The sequence below is a fragment of the Burkholderia anthina genome (assembly GCF_001547525.1).
Lineage (GTDB): Bacteria > Pseudomonadota > Gammaproteobacteria > Burkholderiales > Burkholderiaceae > Burkholderia > Burkholderia semiarida.
Genome location: NZ_CM003768.1, coordinates 2,129,322 through 2,146,578, shown reverse-complemented (window position 1 = coordinate 2,146,578; position 17,257 = coordinate 2,129,322). Strand labels below are relative to the sequence as shown.

Here is a 17,257-nt window from a genome sequence, read left to right as displayed (position 1 = left end):
TATCTGGCGCCGGAAACTCGGCGTGCTCGCCACGCGAGAACGGACGCGATTTCATGCCTTGACGATGGAGCAACGGATCATGCAGGACAACCAGTACGCGCGGCACGTGTTCGCGTTCAACGGCGACGCGGACGGCCTGTGCGCGCTTCAGCAGTTGCGGCTCGCCGAACGCGTGCATGGCACGCTCGTGACCGGCGTGAAGCGCGACATCACGCTGCTCGAGCGGATCGACGCGCGCGCGGGCGATCTCGTCACCGTGCTCGACGTGTCGCACGACCAGAACCGCGATGCCTGCGCGCGGCTGCTGCGGGCAGGCGCGACGGTCTGCTATTTCGACCATCACTTCGCGGGTGAACTGCCCGACGATCCGCGCTTTCGCGCGCATATCGACACGGCGGCCGACGTCTGCACGAGCGCGATCGTGAACCGCTATCTCGGCGGCCGGCACGTGCGCTGGGCGATCGTCGCCGCTTATGGCGACGAACTGCCGGCGCTCGGCGATGCGCTCGCGCGCGAGCATGGGGTCGACGAAGCCGAGCGCTGCACCCTCGCCGAGCTGGGGCGCTACCTGAACTACAACGCATACGGCGAATGCGTCGGCGATCTGCATTTCGATCCGGCGGCGCTTGCGGATGCGATGTTGCCGTGGGCCGATCCAGTCGATTTCGTGCGCGAGACGGCCGTGTTCGCCGCGCTGCGCGACGGCTATCGCGACGACATGGCGCTCGCGTGCGCGCTCGCGCCGCTGCGTGAGGTGCCGGGCGCGACGCTGGTCCGGATGCCCGATCATCCGTGGGCGCGGCGCGCGACCGGCATGCTCGCGAACGAACGGATGCGCAATGCGCCGCATACGGCGCTCGCGGTGCTGTCGCCGCGCGCGGGCGGCGGGCTCGTCGTCAGCGTACGCGTGCCCGACGGCCGGCCGATCGGTGCGGACGAGTTCTGCCGCGGCTTCGCGACCGGCGGCGGGCGCAAGTGCGCAGGCGGCATCAACCATCTGCCGGAAGCCGAGTTCGACGCATTCGCCGAGCGCTTCGAGGCCGCGTTCCGGCTCGACTGATCCAACATCGATGCGCCGTGCGCCGGGCGGCCATCGCGCGGCACGTGCATCGCGAAGCGGACCAGCCGGCCGCACAGGTGGCCACGGCGGGCTTTCCTGCGTTCGTCGATGCGCGGGGCAATGCGCCAGCGATGCGCCGGGCGCACGAACCGGTCGACGTACGACAGCCTCGCAAACATCACGTGCGTGCGGCCGGCACCGCAACGTTCATCGGGTCGGCGCCGCGTGTGCGGCCGCGCACGGCGTCGCCGTGATGCGCCGGCCGTAACGGCCGGCGTCGACACCGCGCAGCGCAGCCGCGACAATACGCATCCCCTTTCCCTTTCGTCATCGAGATGCCCGTGTCCGCCCAGTCGTCCGTTGCCCCAGCGATCGTATGGTTCCGCGACGATCTGCGCGTGACAGATCAGCCCGCGCTGACGCGCGCGGTCGAATCGGGCCGGCCGCTCGTCTGCGTCTTCGTCGACGGCACGGACACGGGCGCCGGGCCCGCGCTCGGCGGCGCGGCGCGCTGGTGGCTGCACGGATCGCTGGCCGGGCTCGACGCCGCGCTCGCGGGGCATGGCGGGCGCCTGCTGCTGTTGCACGGCGACGCGCGGCGCGAAATCGAGCGCCTCGTTCGCGACACGGGCGCCGCGGCCGTGTACTGGAACCGCCGCTATCCGCAGCCGCAGCGCGACGCCGATGCGGCGTTGAAGGCGTCGCTCAAGGCGCAGGGCGTGACGGTCGAGAGCAGCAACGGCAGCCTGCTGAACGAGCCCTGGGAGGTGCTGACGGGCAGCGGCGGCCCGTACCAGGTGTTCACCGCCTACTGGCGCGCGGCGCGCCGCGATCGCACGGTGGCCGCGCCGCTGCCGGCGCCTAAGCGGATCGCGTTCCATCCGTGGCCGAAGGCCGTGCGCGAGCGCGCGCTGTCGCTCGATGCGCTCGCATTGCGTCCGCATGCGCCGGACTGGGCCGGCGGCCTGCGCGAGGCGTGGCCGGCGCCCGACGAAGCCGGCGCGCACGCGCAGCTCGACACGTTTCTCACGACCTCGCTCGCCGGCTATGCGGACGCGCGCGATCGACCCGACCGCCCCGCGACGAGCCGGCTGTCGCCGTTCCTGCGCTTCGGCAACGTATCGCCGCGACAGGTGTGGCATGCGGTGCAGGGCGCCGCGAACGCGGGCGGCGCGGCGTATGCGATGCACGCCGACAAATTCCTGAGCGAGCTCGGCTGGCGCGAATTCAGCTACATGCTGCTGTATCACTTCCCGGCGCTCGCGACCGACAACTTCCGCGCGCAATTCGATGCGATGCCGTGGCGCGACGATCCCGCCGCGTTGCATGCGTGGCAGCGCGGCCGGACCGGCTACCCGCTCGTCGACGCGGGCCTGCGCGAGCTGTGGACGACCGGCTGGATGCACAACCGCGTGCGAATGGTCGTCGCGTCGTTCCTGATCAAGCATCTGCTGATCGACTGGCGCGCGGGTGAAGCGTGGTTCCGGGACACGCTGGTCGATGCGGATCCTGCGAACAACGCGGCGAGCTGGCAATGGGTGGCCGGTTGCGGCGCGGACGCCGCGCCGTATTTCCGCATCTTCAATCCGGTCGCGCAGGGCCGGAAGTTCGACCCGGACGGCGCGTACGTGCGGCGCTGGGTGCCCGAGCTTGCCGGCCTCGACAACACGTCGATCCATGCGCCGTGGGAAGCGTCGCCGCTGGAACTCGACGCGGCCGGCGTGCGGCTCGGCGTCGACTATCCGGCGCCGCTCGTCGAGCATGCGGCCGCGCGCGCCCGTGCGCTCGATGCGCTGGCCGCGTTGCCGAAGCGTCGCTGACGATGCGCCGAGGTTTGCCGCATCAATTGCAGAACGCGACGTGCTCGAGCAGCGCGTACGCGACGCCCGAATCGAAGTAGGCCGCGCCGCACCACGCGACGAACGCGAGCATGCCGGCGGCCAGCGCCGCGCGGATCATGCCCATGCCGCAGTGCCCGATCCCGGGCGTGCGACGCGCGCGTCGTCGATCGGCAAGTGCAGCAGCGCCGCGAGCACGCCGAGCGCGATCGAGCCGATCCACAGCGGCAGGTACGAGTGCGTCGCGTCGTACACGAGCGCGCCGAGCCATACACCGAAGAAACTGCCGAGCTGGTGCCCGAAGAACACGAAGCCGAACAGCGTCGCGATGTAGCGCACGCCGAACACCTGCGAGATCACGCCGTTCGTCAGCGGCACCGTGCCGAGCCACGTGAAGCCCATCACGGCCGCGAACACGTAGACGCTGGCGGGCGACAGCGGTGCGGCGACGAACGCGGCCATCGCGAGCGCGCGCACGAGGTACAGCACCGACAGTACGTACTTGCGCCGCAGCAGCCCGCCGAGATGGCCGCACGCGTAGGTGCCGGCCACATTCGTCAGCGCGATCAGCGCGAGCGCGACGCTCGCGTGGCGCGCCGGCAGCCCGTGGTCGAGCAGGTACGCGGGCAGGTGTGTCGCGATGAACGCGAGCTGGAAGCCGCACGTGAAGAAGCCCGCGTTCAGCAGCCAGAAGCCGCGATGCGCGAACGCCTCGCGCACGGCTTCGCCGATCGACTGGTCGGAGCCGGCGCCGGCGGCCGCCTGCGCGGGCCGATCGCGCAGCAGCACGGCGAGCGGCGCGAGCAGCGCGGCGACGAGCGCCAGCGCGATGAACGCGTGCCGCCAGCCGATGCCGCCGATCAGCTCCTGCGCGACGGGCACCATGCAGAATTGGCCGAGCCCCCCGACCGCGCCGGCGACACCGAGCGCCCAGCCGCGCCGGTCGGGCGGGAACAGCCGGCTCAGCGCGCCGTAGATCGACGCGAACGCCGAGCCCGACAGCGCGACGCCGATCACGAGCCCGGCGCCGACCGTGAACAGGCCGGTCGTGGCCGCATGCGCCATCGTGACGAGCCCGGCCGCGTACAGCAGCATGCCGGCGACGATCACGCGCACCGAGCCGAAGCGGTCGGCCACCATCCCGGTGAACGGCTGCGCGACGCCCCAGATCAGGTTCTGCAGCGCCAGCGCGAGCCCGAACGCCTCGCGCGACCAGCCGTGGTCGAGCGACACGGGCGCGAGGAACAGGCCCTGCACGTGGCGGATGCCGAGCGCGGCGCCCATGATCAGGCCGCCTGCCAGCACGGGCAGCCAGTGGCGCCGGACTTCCTGCTCGATCGGGGTCATGCGTGTCTCCGGATGAAGGTGCGCGGCGAAACGGCCGCGCTCGATCCGATTAGACGAGCGCGGCTGCCGTCGCTCAAGCGATCATTCGGTCAGGTTGGCATGCGTGGTGCGAATGTGAGGGGGCGGCGTGAGCCTGCGGTCATGCGCAGCCGCCCAGCTGCCGGTTCAGCCCGACGCCGTATCGTGCGCGTGCATCGCCGCATCGCATTCGGCTGCTTCGGCGAGCATCCAGTCGCGCACGTCGACGACCTCGCGGCGCGGGGCCGGATCGTGCTGAAACAGCCAGTAGCCGTACGTTGGCGGCAGCGTCCGCGTGTGCGGCCCGAGCGCCGCCAGCCGGCCGTCGGCGAGCATTGGCGCGACGAGCGCGAGCCGCCCGAGCGCGATGCCCTGGCCCGCGATCGCGGCCTGGATCACCTGATCGTACTGGTTGAAGCGCAGCACGCCTTTCGGGCGCGCGTCGTCGAGCCCGGCCGCGTGCAGGTGCGCGTGCCATTGCAACTGCGGTTGCGGCGGCCCGTCGAATTCGAGCAGCACGTGATCGGCGATCGCGGCCGCGCTCGTGACCGGCCGCGCGGCGAGCGCGGGATGCGCGACCGGCACGACGATCTCGTCGAACAGGCGCAGCGCGCCGGCCGGTGCGCGCTCGCGCGGGCAGTAGCGGATGCCGAGGTCGATGCCCTCGGCGCGCAAATCGAGTACCTTGTCGTTGGCGGCGACGCGCAGGTCGATCCCGGGCAGGCGCGCCTGCAGCCGCCCGAGCCGCGGCAGCAGCCACAGTGCGGTCACGCCGATGCTGGCGGTGATCGTCACGGGCTGGCGCTCGCGCCCGGCGGCGAGCGACGCGACGGTGTCCTGCAGGCCGTGCAGCGCCGCATCGGCGACGCGGAACAGTCGCTCGCCTTCCGGCGTGAACGCGATCTTCCGGTAGCCGCGCTGCAGCAACGCAACGCCGAGATGCGCTTCGAGCGCATGGATCTGACGGCTGACCGCCGACTGCGTGACGCACAGGTCCTGCGCGGCGAGCGTGATGCTCATGCGGCGGCCGACGGCGACGAAACCGCGGACGAGATCGAGCGACGGGAGACGGACGAGTGGCGTTGACATGCGCGTGACTCATGCGAACGGAGCAGCAAGATTGGTTGAGAACGGGGCGTGCGTCAAGTTCAATGGAGGCGGGGTGATTGCGGAGGGCGGGGCGTTGAGCAAGTGTTGAAGCGCTGACTCCAACCGGGCACGTCATGGGACCAGAGTAAGTGCTGAAGCACTAACTCTGGTCGACCGCCGTGGGGATGGAGTAAGCGCTAAAGCGCTAACTCCACCCAGCCACGCCATGGGACCCGAGTAAGCGCTAAAGCGCCAACTCCGGTCGACCGCCGTGGGGATGGAGTAAGCGCTGAAGCGCTAACTCCATCCAGCCACGCCATGGGACCCGAGTAAGCGCTAAAGCGCTAACTCGGGTCGACAGGAGACACGATGACGATTTCGAACGAGAACAGCGGCGCGCCACAGGCCAATCGCACGGCCGACGCGTTGCCACCCGAACCCGTGACGCTGCGCGCAGCCGACGGCTACGAACTGCGCGCCCACGTCTGGCGCCATCGCGGCGGCGGCGGCGGCGCCGTGCGGCCCGTGACGGTCGTCAATTGCGCGACGTCGGTGCGCTCCGACTACTACTTTCGTTTCGCGGCCTGGCTGTTCGCGCAAGGGCGCGACGTGCTCGTCTACGACTATCGCGGCATCGGCGGGTCGCGCCCGGCGCGGCTCGCGAAGCTGCACGCGAACTGGCTCGACTGGGGGCGGCTCGATTGCGAAGCCGCGCTGCACTACGCGCGCGACGCGTTTCCGGGGCAGCCGCTCGACGTGGTCGCGCACAGCATCGGCGGCTGCGTGCTCGGCCTCGCGGCATCGAACGTGCACGTGCGGCATGTGGTCACCGTCGGCGCGCAGTATGCGTACTGGCGCGATTATCTGCCGGCCGAGCGACGCCGGATGTGGTGGAAGTGGCATGTCGCGATGCCCGCGCTCGCGGCCGTGTTCGGCTACGTGCCCGCGAAGCGGCTCGGCTGGATGGAGGACACGCCGCGCGGCGTCGCACTGTCGTGGGCGCGCTCGCAGCCACGTTTCGAGGATGGCTACATCGGCAGCGTGCTCGACGACGGCGCCACGAGTCGCACCGCGTTGCCGGCGCGCTTCGCGGGGCTGTCGGCGCCGATGCTCGCGATCGGCATCGACGACGACGCGTTCGGCACGGCCGACGCGATCGAGCGGCTGGCCGGCTATTACACGGGTAGCAACGTCACGCATCTGCGGATCGCGCCGGCCGACATCGGCGTCGACGCGATCGGCCATTTCGCGTTTTTCCACAGCCGCTTCACCGAGACGCTGTGGCCCGTCGCGCTGTACTGGCTGCAACACGGCGTGCTGCCGGCCGATGCGCCGGGCGTCGTGCACGCGCTGCACCCGGCGTCGCGCGGGCGGCTGACGCGGAGCGGCTTGCCCGGCATCGCCGCGAACGGGTGACCGCGCATCCGCGAACGCATCGCGCAGCCCCGTTCAATGCCCGATCGTGTCGCAGCGGCCGCAGGCCGGCGCGATCGATTAACATCGGACCTTTCGTTTTACCGCACCGACTGCCGCGCGCCGATGTTCATTCCGTCCGATTCCGCTTCTTCCGTTGAAACGCCCCGCGCATGGCGCATGCATGCGCTCGACGTGCCGCCCGCCGCGGCGCGCGCCGGCGTGCGGATCGCGCGCGTCGATTTCGATTGGCGCGTGCCGCTCGTGTCGGCCGCGTATGCGGCGCTGAGCGATGACGAGCGCGCCCGCGCCGCGCGCTTCCTGCGGCACGAGGATGCGGTGCGCAGCGCCGCGACGCGCGCCGCGCTGCGCGACGTGCTCGGCGCGGCGCTCGGCATCGCGCCGCGCGCGGTCGCGATCGTCGTCGACGCAGCGGGGCGGCCGTCGCTGGACCCTGCGCATCGCGCGTCGCTCGACTTCAACGTGTCGCACGCGGGCGAGCACGCGCTGCTCGCGTGGGCGCCGGCAGGCCGCGTCGGCGTCGATATCGAGGGCTGCAACCGCGCGACCGACTGGCGCGCGCTGATGCGCGAAGTGTGCGCATCCGCGGAAATCGCGTATCTCGACGGCCTGCCGCCCGGCGCGCGCGAGGGTGAATTCATGCGGGTGTGGGCCGCGAAGGAGGCGCTGCTCAAGGCGCTCGGCACCGGCATCGTCGGCGGGCTGCGCGCGTTCGCGGTCGTGCCGCCGCGCGACGCGGCGACGCCCGCGACGACGATCGTCGATCCGGCCGCGCCCGCCGCCGGCGTCGCGGCGTTCGACGCGGCGTGGCTCGACGCGGCGCCCGGCTACGCGGCGTGCGTCGCGTGGACGCGCGCGTAAGCCGGTGTCGACGCGCGGCGCTCACTCGAGCGGCGCGTCGTTCGGCGCCGCATAGCGCGCCTTGATCACGTCGCTCATCGGGAAGTCGAACGACAGCCCCTTCGGCGGCACCGGCTTCAAGAACCACTTGTCGTACAGCGCGTCGATCTCGCCGCTTTTCATCAACTGCACGAGCACGCCGTCGACGAGCGCCTTGAATTGCGGATCGTCCTTGCGCAGCATGAACCCGTACGCTTCCGACGATTGCGGCGTGCCGACGATCCGCCAGTCGGCCGGTTTCGCGGCGAGCTGGCGCACGCCCGCGAGCAGCACGTCGTCCATCATGTACGCGGCCGCGCGGCCCGATTCGAGCGTGAGGCGTCCTTCGCCGTAGTCCTTCGCGCCGATGATTCGCATGCCCATCTTCCTTTCTTCGTTCATCTTGCGCAGCAGGCGTTCGGACGTCGTGCCCTGGTTCGTCACGACCGTCTTGCCGGCGAGATCGGGGAAGTCGCGGATACCCGAACTCGTGCGCGTGAGCAGGCGCGTCGTCGCGACGAAGAAGGTGGTCGAGAACGCGACCTGCGCATGGCGCGCGGCGAGGTTGGTGGTCACGCCGCATTCGAGATCGACGGTGCCGTTCTGCACGAGCGGAATGCGGTTCTGCGACGTGACCGGAATGAAGCGCACCTGCAGGTCGGGCTTGCCGGTGCGCGCCTTCACCGCGGCGATCACGCGGTCGCACAGGTCCTGCGAGAAACCGACGACCTTGCCGCCGGCATCGACATAGGAGAACGGCACCGACGTTTCGCGATGGCCGATCGAAATCAGGTTGGTCTGGCGGATCTTGTCGAGCGTGCCGGACAGCGGCTCCGCCGCGAAGGACGCACCGTGCGCGAGCGCGCACGCGGCGACGAGCAGGGGGAAGCCGAGGCGGGCGGCGAATCGTGACGGGAAGGGCATGACGGTCTCCGTGGCAAGTGATGATTCGTATGTTGCCAAAAATAAAATAATCGCAACAGATGTTAAGAGCCGGATCGCGGCGACCGGCCCGGCGGGCCTGTCGGGCATCAGGGAAACTCCCGAGTCGGAATAATGAAAAACGGGTTGTCTAGACAAGTGTGGGTGGCTACACTTCAATCCATTCCGAACTTGTCTAGACAGGATTGCTCACATGATTACGTTGACCCCCGGCCACCTGACGCTCCCGCAACTGCGCCGGATCGCACGTGAATCCGTGCAACTGAAGCTCGACCCGGCCAGCTTCGCGAAGATCGACGCCGGCGCGAAGGCCGTCGCCGACATCGCCGCGAAGGGCGAGCCGGCCTACGGCATCAACACGGGCTTCGGCCGCCTGGCGAGCACCCACATCCCGCACGACCAGCTCGAACTGCTGCAGAAGAACCTCGTGCTGTCGCACGCGGTCGGCGTCGGCGAGCCGATGGCGCGTTCGTCGGTGCGCCTGCTGATGGCGCTGAAGCTGTCGAGCCTCGGCCGCGGCCACTCGGGCATCCGTCGTGAAGTGATGGACGCGCTGATCACGCTGTTCAATGCCGACGTGCTGCCGCTGATCCCGGTGAAGGGCTCGGTCGGCGCGTCGGGCGACCTCGCGCCGCTCGCGCACATGTCGGCCGTGCTGCTCGGCGTCGGCGAAGTGTTCATCCGCGGCGAGCGCGCGAGCGCGCTCGACGGTCTGCGCGTCGCGGGCCTCGCGCCGCTGACGCTGCAAGCGAAGGAAGGCCTCGCGCTGTTGAACGGCACGCAGGCGTCGACCGCGCTCGCGCTCGACAACATGTTCACGATCGAAGACCTGTACCGCACCGCGCTCGTCGCCGGCGCGCTGTCGGTCGACGCGGCGGCCGGCTCGGTGAAGCCGTTCGACGCGCGCATCCACGAACTGCGCGGCCATCGAGGCCAGATCGACGCGGCCGCGTCGTACCGCGAACTGCTCGAAGGCTCGCCGATCAACCAGTCGCACCGCGACTGCGACAAGGTGCAGGATCCGTACAGCCTGCGCTGCCAGCCGCAGGTGATGGGCGCGTGCCTGGACCAGATGCGCCACGCGGCCGACGTGCTGCTCGTCGAAGCGAACGCCGTGTCGGACAACCCGCTGATCTTCCCGGACACCGGCGAAGTGCTGTCGGGCGGCAACTTCCACGCGGAACCGGTCGCGTTCGCCGCCGACAACCTCGCGCTCGCCGCAGCGGAAATCGGCGCGCTGGCCGAACGCCGCATCGCGCTCCTGATCGACGCGACGCTGTCGGGCCTGCCCCCGTTCCTCGTGAAGGACGGCGGCGTGAACTCCGGCTTCATGATCGCGCACGTGACGGCGGCCGCACTCGCATCGGAAAACAAGACGCTCGCGCACCCGGCGTCGGTCGACTCGCTGCCGACCTCGGCGAACCAGGAAGACCACGTGTCGATGGCGACGTTCGCCGCGCGCAAGCTCGCCGACATCGCGGACAACACGAAGCACATCCTCGCGATCGAGCTGTTGGCCGCCGCGCAAGGCGTCGACCTGCGTGCGCCGTACCACACGAGCCCGAAGCTCGCGCCGGTGATGGAGACGATTCGCAGCCAGGTCGCGCACTACGAACTCGACCACTACTTCGCGCCGGACATCGCGGTGATCGCGAAGCTCGTCGGCGAGCGCGCGTTCGCGAAGGTCGCGCCGTTCTCGTTCGCATCGGAACAGTAAGCCGATGAGCGCGCCGGTCTACCAGGAGATCAAGGATTTCATCCTGGCCCGCATTCACGCCGGCGAGTGGGAGGAGGGCGACCAGGTGCCGTCCGAGAACGAGCTGGCGCGCGAGTTCAAGGTGGCGCGCATGACCGTCAACCGCGCATTGCGCGAGTTGACGGCGGAGCAGGTGCTCACGCGCATGAAGGGCGCGGGCACCTACGTCGCGCGGCCGAAGTACGAGTCGACGCTGGTGGCGATCCGCAGCATCTCCGAGGAAGTCGGCGCGCGCGGGCATGCATACCGCGCCAGTGTGCTCGGCCTCGACACGATCCGCGCCGACGAGGCCCTCGCCGACGAGATGCAGGTGGCCGTGCGCACGAAGCTGTTTCATTCGCAGGTGCTGCACTTCGAGAACGACGAGCCGGTGCAGCTCGAAGAACGATGGGTGAATCCGGCGGTCGCGCCGGATTACGCCGAGCAGGATTTCACGAACACGACGCCGAACCTGTACCTGATGCGCGCGGCGCCGCTGCAGCGCGTCGAGTACCGGATCGAAGCGGCGGCCCCGGCGCCGGAGCGGCGCGAGCAGCTGCGGATGGACGACGTCGAGCCGTGTCTGGTTTTACATCGGCGCACCTGGTCGCAGGGCGTCGTCGCCTCGGTGGCGAATCTGTGGCATCCCGGCAGCCGTTATCGCTTCACCGGGCATTTCTGATTCCTTATTGATCTCAATTTCCCTCGGGAGCAGTCGTCATGAACCATCCGAAACACATCGATCCCCGTCTCGATCCGACGCGCACGATCCGCGCGCCGCGCGGCAGCGAGAAGACGTGCAAGACCTGGCTGGCCGAAGCGGCCTACCGGATGATCCAGAACAACCTCGACCCGGAAGTCGCCGAGCATCCGCACGCGCTCGTCGTGTACGGCGGCATCGGCCGCGCGGCGCGCAACTGGGAATGCTACGACCAGATCCTCGCGTCGCTGAAGGATCTCGAGGAAAACGAAACGCTGCTGATCCAGTCGGGGAAGCCGGTCGGCGTGTTCCGCACGCACAAGGATGCGCCGCGCGTGCTGCTCGCGAACTCGAACCTCGTGCCGCACTGGGCGAACTGGGATCACTTCCACGAGCTCGATCGCAAGGGCCTGATGATGTACGGCCAGATGACGGCCGGCAGCTGGATCTACATCGGCAGCCAGGGCATCGTGCAGGGCACCTATGAAACCTTCTTCTCGGTCGCGAACCAGCACTTCAACGGCGATCCGTCGGGCCGCTGGATCCTGACGGGCGGCCTGGGCGGCATGGGCGGCGCGCAGCCGCTCGCCGCGACGATGGCCGGCTTCTCGATGATCGCGGTCGAATGCGACGAGACGCGCATCGACTTCCGCCTGAAGACGCGCTACGTCGACAAGAAGGCGACGACGCTCGACGAGGCGCTCGGCATGATCGACGAAGCGAAGCGCACCGGCAAGCCGGTGTCGGTCGGCCTGCTCGGCAACGCGGCCGACGTGTTCGCGGAGCTCGTCGCGCGCGGCATCACGCCGGACTGCGTGACCGACCAGACGAGCGCGCACGATCCGATCAACGGCTACCTGCCGCAAGGCTGGACCGTCGCGCAATGGCGCGAAGCGCAAAAGGTCGATCCGCAGAGCATCGTGAAGGTCGCGAAGCAGTCGATGGCCGTCCAGGTGCGCGCGATGCTCGCGCTGCAGGAACGCGGCGCGGCGACGCTCGACTACGGCAACAACATCCGCCAGATGGCGCTGGAAATGGGCGTCGAGAACGCATTCGACTTCCCGGGCTTCGTGCCGGCGTACATCCGGCCGCTGTTCTGCGAAGGCAAGGGCCCGTTCCGCTGGGTCGCGCTGTCCGGCGATCCGGAAGACATCTACAAGACCGACCAGAAGGTGAAGGAGCTGATCCCCGACGATCCGCACCTGCACAACTGGCTCGACATGGCGCGTGAGCGCATCGCGTTCCAGGGCCTGCCGGCACGGATCTGCTGGGTCGGCGTGAAGGATCGCTATCGCCTCGGCCAGGCGTTCAACGAGATGGTGAAGAACGGCGAACTGAAGGCGCCGATCGTGATCGGCCGCGACCACCTCGACACCGGTTCGGTCGCGAGCCCGAACCGCGAGACGGAATCGATGAAGGACGGCTCGGACGCCGTCAGCGACTGGCCGCTGCTGAACGCGCTGCTGAACACCGCAGGCGGCGCATCGTGGGTGTCGCTGCACCATGGCGGCGGCGTCGGCATGGGCTTCTCGCAGCACTCGGGCGTCGTGATCGTCGCCGACGGCACGGCCGACGCGCACGAGCGTCTCGGTCGCGTGCTGCTGAACGATCCGGCCACAGGCGTGATGCGCCATGCGGATGCCGGCTACGAACTCGCGCAGCAGACGGCTCGCGAAGCCGGCCTCAAGCTGCCGATGCTCGGCCGCTGAGCATGACGGCGCTCGATCAGGCGCCGGTGAACGCAACACCGGCCGTCGCGGTGATCCGCGCGGCGGATCTCGTTGCGTCGCCGTGGAAGAACGGCGGCGGCGTGACGCGCGAGATCGGCGCGTTCCCGCCCGGCGCGGCACTCGATGCGTTCGCGTGGCGCGTGAGCGTCGCGGACGTCGGCACGGCCGGGCCGTTCTCGCGTTTCGACGGCGTCGACCGTACGCTCGTGCTGCTGTCCGGCGCGGGCATGACGCTCGCCGAAGCGGGCGGCGCGCGGCACGTGCTCGACGCGCCGCTGGCCCGCGCGGATTTCGCGGGCGAGACGGCGATCGACGCGACGCTGCACGACGGCGCGACGCGCGACTTCAACCTGATGACGCGCCGTTGCGCCGCGCGTGGCGCGCTCGACGTGTGGCGCGCGGGCGCGCACCGTCTTGCGCCGGCCGATACCGTGCTGCTGTTCTGCGCGGCCGGCGCGGTCGGCGTCGACATCGACGGCATGCACTACGCGCTGGAAGACATGGACACGTTGCGGCTCGACGGGCCGCCGCGTGCGTTTGACGTCGTCGTGAGCGGAAGCGGCGCGCTGCTCGCCGTCACGCTTGCCGTCGGCGAACGAGACTGAACGCATGAAACCGACTGTCTGGCATCACCTGAGGCTGTGTCCGCACGGCCATCCCGACGAGACGATCGACGACGCGGCGATCGCCGTCGACGAAACCGGCACGATCGCGTGGCTCGGCGCGCTATCCGCGCTGCCGCACGGTTACGCGCACTGGCGGCGCGAGGACCTGCACGGCGCGTGGGTGACGCCGGGCCTCGTCGACTGCCATACGCACCTCGTGTATGGCGGCACGCGTGCCGACGAATTCGCGCAGCGCCTCGCGGGCGTCAGCTACGAGGAAATCGCGCGGCAGGGTGGCGGGATCGTGTCGACGGTGCGCGCGACGCGCGCGGCCGACGAGACGACGCTGTTCGTGCAGGCTGCCGCGCGCCTGCAGCCGCTGCTCGCCGAAGGCGTGACCGCGATCGAGATCAAATCCGGCTACGGGCTCGACCTCGCGAGCGAGCGCAAGATGCTGCGTGTCGCGCGCCAGCTCGGCGAGCGCTTCCCGGTCAGCGTCTACACGACCTTCCTCGGCGCGCATGCGCTGCCGCCCGAATATGCGGGCCGCGCGGATGCGTACATCGACGAAGTGTGCGACCGGATGCTGCCGACGCTGGCCGACGAAGGGCTCGTCGACGCGGTCGACGTGTTCTGCGAACGCATCGGCTTTTCGCTCGCGCAGACCGAGCGCGTGTTCGAGGCCGCGACGCGGCGCGGGCTGCCGGTGAAGCTGCATGCGGAGCAACTGTCGAATGCGGGCGGCACGGCACTCGCCGCGCGTTACCGTGCGCTGTCCGCCGATCACCTCGAATTTCTCGACGAAGCCGGCATCGAGGCGATGAAGGCGGCCGGCACGGTCGCGGTGCTGCTGCCCGGCGCGTACTACTTCATCCGCGAAACGCAACTGCCGCCGATCGAGCTGCTGCGCAAGCACGGCGTGCCGATCGCGCTCGCGACCGATCACAACCCCGGCACGTCGCCGCTCGAATCGCTGCTGCTGACGCTGAACATGGGCTGCACGCTGTTCCGCATGACGGTGCCCGAGGTGCTGCAGGGCGTCACGCGCCATGCGGCCGCGGCGCTCGGCCGCGCGGATCGTCACGGCGCGCTCGAAGTCGGTCGTCAGGCCGACTTCGCCGCGTGGTCGGTCGGCTCGCTGGCCGAGCTCGCGTACTGGATCGGCCGGCCGCTGTGCGAGCAGGTCGTCCGCGGCGGCACGACCGTGTTTCGCCGGATGAACGGATAAGTTTCACGTCGGCCGGGCCGGGTCGTGACGGACCGGGCCCGGCCGACGCCTTGCATGGGACCGGGCCCGGCGCGCCAGCGCGCCCTCCGGTCGATCGCCGCGAGGCAGGGGCGGGCGCGATGCGCTCGCGCCTGCCGGCCGCGGTACCGGGCCGGACGACACGCTTGCGTGCTGGATCCGGTCGATGAGGACTCGCAATGACCGACACGATGTTGTTCGCGGACCATGCCTACCTGCCCGATGGCTGGCGCCGCAACGTGCTGCTGCGCTGGGACGCGGCCGGCACGCTGACCGACGTGACGCCCGACACCGACGCGCCGGCGGGCGTCGCGCGCGCGGCCGGGCCGGTGCTGCCCGGCATGCCGAACCTGCATTCGCACGCATTCCAGCGCGCGATGGCGGGGCTCACCGAATACCGCGCGAATCCCGCCGACAGCTTCTGGAGCTGGCGCGACCTGATGTACCGCTTCGCGCTGAAGATCACGCCCGACGCGCTCGCGGCGATTGCACGCTGGCTGTACGTCGAGATGCTCAAGTGCGGCTACACGTCGGTGTGCGAATTCCACTACGTGCATCACGCGCAGGACGGCTCGCGCTATCCGCGGATCGCCGAGCTCGGCTCGCGCGTGGTCGACGCCGCGCGCGCGGCCGGCATCGGCATCACGATGCTGCCCGTGTCGTACCAGTTCGCGGGCTTCGGCAACAAGCCGCCGCGCGACGACCAGCGCCGTTTCATCAACACGCCCGACGGCGTGCTCGAGCTGCTCGACGCGATGCGTCGCACGGCGCCCGAGCATGGCGGGCTGCGCTACGGCGTCGCGCCGCATTCGCTGCGCGCGGTGTCCGAGAACGGGCTGCGTGCGCTGCTCGACGGGTTGCCCGACGATGCGCCGGTGCATATCCACATCGCCGAGCAGACGGCCGAGGTCGACGATTGCGTGCGCGCTTACGGCGCACGTCCCGTGCAATGGCTGCTCGATCGATTCGACGTCGATGCGCGCTGGTGCCTCGTGCACGCCACGCACGTCGATGAGGCCGAGACGGCGGCGCTCGCGAAGCGTCGCGCGGTCGCCGGGCTGTGCCTGACGACCGAAGCGAACCTCGGCGACGGCGTGTTCCCGGCCGTCGACTATCTCGCGCAAGGCGGCGTGATCGGCGTCGGCTCGGACAGCCACGCCTCGGTCGAGTGGCGCTCGGAGCTGCGCCTGCTCGAATACGGGCAGCGGCTCGTGCATCGCGCGCGCAACGTGCTGGCGAGCGAATCGCAGGCGCACGTCGCCGATCGCCTGTTCGACGCGTCGCTCGCGGGCGGCGCGCAGGCGAGCGGGCGGCGCATCGGCGCGCTGCGCGCAGGCAGTCGCGCCGACTGGCTCGTGCTCGATCCCGACCATCCGGCGATCGCCGAACACGGCAGCGCGGCCTGGCTGTCGGGCATCGTGTTCGCCGAGCACGGCGAGACGCCGGTGCTCGACGTCTATACGGGCGGCGAGCGCGTCGTAAGCGGCCGCCGCCATCGCGACGAAGCCGCCGCGTATGCCGACTACCGCGCCGCGCTGGCGCAATTGCTGCGCTGACGCGCGGCAACCGGCGCGCCGCATGCGCGCGCCGGCAGACTCTTACGGTGAGGCGACATGACTGAACAACCGGCTGTATTCACGCTGAAGCAGGGCACGTTGCCGCTGCTGATCTCGATTCCGCACGCGGGCACGCACATTCCCGACGACATCGCCGCGACGATGACGCCCGACGCGCGCTTCGTCGACGATTGCGACTGGCATCTCGAGCGACTGTACGGCTTCGCGGCCGAACTCGGCGCATCGATCCTCGTGCCGTCGCACGCGCGTTACGTCGTCGACCTGAACCGTCCGCCCGACAACGAGAACCTGTATCCGGGGCAGGACACGACGGGGCTCGTGCCGGTCGATACGTTCGACAAGGCGCCGCTGTATCCGGCGAATGCGCTGCCCGGCAACGACGAGATCATGCGTCGCCGCGACCGCTACTGGCTGCCGTATCACGACGCGCTGCAACGCGAGATCGCGCGCCTGAAGGGCGAACACGGCCGCGTGCTCGTGTGGGAAGCGCATTCGATCCGCTCGCACGTGCCGCGTTTCTTCGACGGCCGCCTGCCGGACTTCAACTTCGGCACGTCGAGCGGCGCAAGCGCGGCGCCCGGTCTCGCGGAGGCGCTGGCTGCGCGCGTGCTCGCGCACGGCGGCTACACGGCCGTCGCGAACGGGCGCTTCAAGGGCGGCTACATCACGCGTCACTATGGCGTGCCCTCGACCGGCGTCGAGGCCGTGCAGCTCGAACTGTCGCAGATCACCTACATGGAAGAGACGCGTCCGTACGCGTACGACGAAGCGCGTGCCGCGCGGATCGTGCCGCTGCTGCGGACGCTCGTCGAAACCGCGCTCGCGCATCGCTGAGCACGAGCCGCCACGATGCGGCGGCGCGGCGCGAGGGCGCGTCCTGCCCCGCCGGCCCGTAGCCGGCAAGCCGATGCAATGCACAAAACGGCATCGATCGCGCGGATCGATGCCGTTTTTTTCATCTGATCGGTGTCGTCATCGGCCCCTGAAAAGTTGACGCAATTTTTAGGTGATATAAGCTGAATGTCAGGAAGTCGTCACGCGCGCACCGGCGGCGAGG

At 69.9% G+C, this 17,257-nt stretch carries 15 protein-coding genes; 11 read left to right on the top strand and 4 right to left on the bottom strand.

Features of this window, described 5'->3' with window-relative positions; genetic code table 11:
* Positions 1 to 79: 79 nt before the first annotated feature.
* Both WS64_RS09845 and WS64_RS09835 read left to right on the top strand, forming a co-directional pair.
* Positions 80 to 1,060, top strand: coding sequence for a hypothetical protein (locus tag WS64_RS09845; RefSeq protein WP_060966937.1), 981 nt, complete (start codon positions 80 to 82; stop codon positions 1,058 to 1,060).
* 341 nt (positions 1,061 to 1,401) lie between these two features.
* The gene (locus tag WS64_RS09835; RefSeq protein ID WP_060966936.1) at positions 1,402 to 2,880 is read left to right on the top strand and encodes a cryptochrome/photolyase family protein; all 1,479 of its coding nucleotides are present in this window, start codon (positions 1,402 to 1,404) and stop codon (positions 2,878 to 2,880) included.
* Between the two features lie 22 nt (positions 2,881 to 2,902).
* On the opposite strand, the gene WS64_RS35495 is transcribed toward WS64_RS09835, so the two are convergent.
* The 3 genes from WS64_RS35495 to WS64_RS09825 form a co-directional block, all read right to left on the bottom strand.
* Positions 2,903 to 3,025, bottom strand: a complete 123-nt coding sequence (locus tag WS64_RS35495; protein WP_257220150.1) for a hypothetical protein — start codon at positions 3,023 to 3,025, stop codon at positions 2,903 to 2,905.
* Positions 3,016 to 4,245 (bottom strand): MFS transporter, encoded by a 1,230-nt coding sequence (locus WS64_RS09830; protein ID WP_060966358.1) that lies wholly within the window; start codon positions 4,243 to 4,245, stop codon positions 3,016 to 3,018. The genes WS64_RS35495 and WS64_RS09830 overlap by 10 nt, the downstream gene beginning before the upstream one ends.
* A 165-nt stretch (positions 4,246 to 4,410) precedes the next feature.
* The gene (locus WS64_RS09825) at positions 4,411 to 5,352 is read right to left on the bottom strand and encodes a LysR substrate-binding domain-containing protein (protein ID WP_060966357.1); all 942 of its coding nucleotides are present in this window, start codon (positions 5,350 to 5,352) and stop codon (positions 4,411 to 4,413) included.
* A 369-nt stretch (positions 5,353 to 5,721) separates the two neighbouring features.
* Here WS64_RS09825 and WS64_RS09820 point away from each other — a divergent pair, with 369 nt between their 5' ends.
* A complete protein-coding gene (locus WS64_RS09820) occupies positions 5,722 to 6,768 on the top strand; it encodes an alpha/beta hydrolase family protein (RefSeq protein WP_060966356.1) in 1,047 nt (348 codons plus the stop codon).
* A gap of 123 nt (positions 6,769 to 6,891) precedes the next feature.
* The gene (locus WS64_RS09815; protein ID WP_060966355.1) at positions 6,892 to 7,647 is read left to right on the top strand and encodes a 4'-phosphopantetheinyl transferase family protein; all 756 of its coding nucleotides are present in this window, start codon (positions 6,892 to 6,894) and stop codon (positions 7,645 to 7,647) included.
* Positions 7,648 to 7,668: 21 nt separating this feature from the next.
* Here the strand turns inward: WS64_RS09815 and WS64_RS09810 are convergent, their stop codons facing one another.
* Positions 7,669 to 8,589, bottom strand: a complete 921-nt coding sequence (locus tag WS64_RS09810) for a glutamate/aspartate ABC transporter substrate-binding protein (protein ID WP_060966354.1) — start codon at positions 8,587 to 8,589, stop codon at positions 7,669 to 7,671.
* Between the two features lie 211 nt (positions 8,590 to 8,800).
* On the opposite strand from WS64_RS09810, the gene hutH reads away from it, so the two are divergent.
* The 7 genes from hutH (at position 8,801) to hutG (ending at position 17,034) form a co-directional block, all read left to right on the top strand.
* On the top strand, positions 8,801 to 10,324 hold the full coding sequence (gene hutH, locus WS64_RS09805) for a histidine ammonia-lyase (protein WP_060966353.1): 1,524 nt from the start codon (positions 8,801 to 8,803) through the stop codon (positions 10,322 to 10,324).
* Positions 10,325 to 10,328: 4 nt separating this feature from the next.
* Complete coding sequence (hutC, locus tag WS64_RS09800) at positions 10,329 to 11,024, top strand: histidine utilization repressor (RefSeq protein ID WP_059578316.1); 696 nt, start codon at positions 10,329 to 10,331, stop codon at positions 11,022 to 11,024.
* Positions 11,025 to 11,062: 38 nt separating this feature from the next.
* The gene (gene hutU / locus WS64_RS09795; protein WP_059578320.1) at positions 11,063 to 12,751 is read left to right on the top strand and encodes a urocanate hydratase; all 1,689 of its coding nucleotides are present in this window, start codon (positions 11,063 to 11,065) and stop codon (positions 12,749 to 12,751) included.
* Between the two features lie 2 nt (positions 12,752 to 12,753).
* Positions 12,754 to 13,377 (top strand): HutD/Ves family protein, encoded by a 624-nt coding sequence (locus WS64_RS09790; RefSeq protein ID WP_060966352.1) that lies wholly within the window; start codon positions 12,754 to 12,756, stop codon positions 13,375 to 13,377.
* A 4-nt stretch (positions 13,378 to 13,381) separates the two neighbouring features.
* Positions 13,382 to 14,605, top strand: a complete 1,224-nt coding sequence (hutI, locus tag WS64_RS09785; protein WP_059578324.1) for an imidazolonepropionase — start codon at positions 13,382 to 13,384, stop codon at positions 14,603 to 14,605.
* 197 nt (positions 14,606 to 14,802) lie between these two features.
* Positions 14,803 to 16,179 carry a formimidoylglutamate deiminase gene (locus tag WS64_RS34250; RefSeq protein ID WP_060966351.1) on the top strand — a complete coding sequence of 459 codons (1,377 nt, stop codon included), beginning with the start codon at positions 14,803 to 14,805 and terminating at the stop codon, positions 16,177 to 16,179.
* Between the two features lie 57 nt (positions 16,180 to 16,236).
* Positions 16,237 to 17,034, top strand: a complete 798-nt coding sequence (gene hutG / locus WS64_RS34245) for an N-formylglutamate deformylase (RefSeq protein ID WP_060966350.1) — start codon at positions 16,237 to 16,239, stop codon at positions 17,032 to 17,034.
* The last annotated feature ends 223 nt before the right edge of the window (positions 17,035 to 17,257 follow it).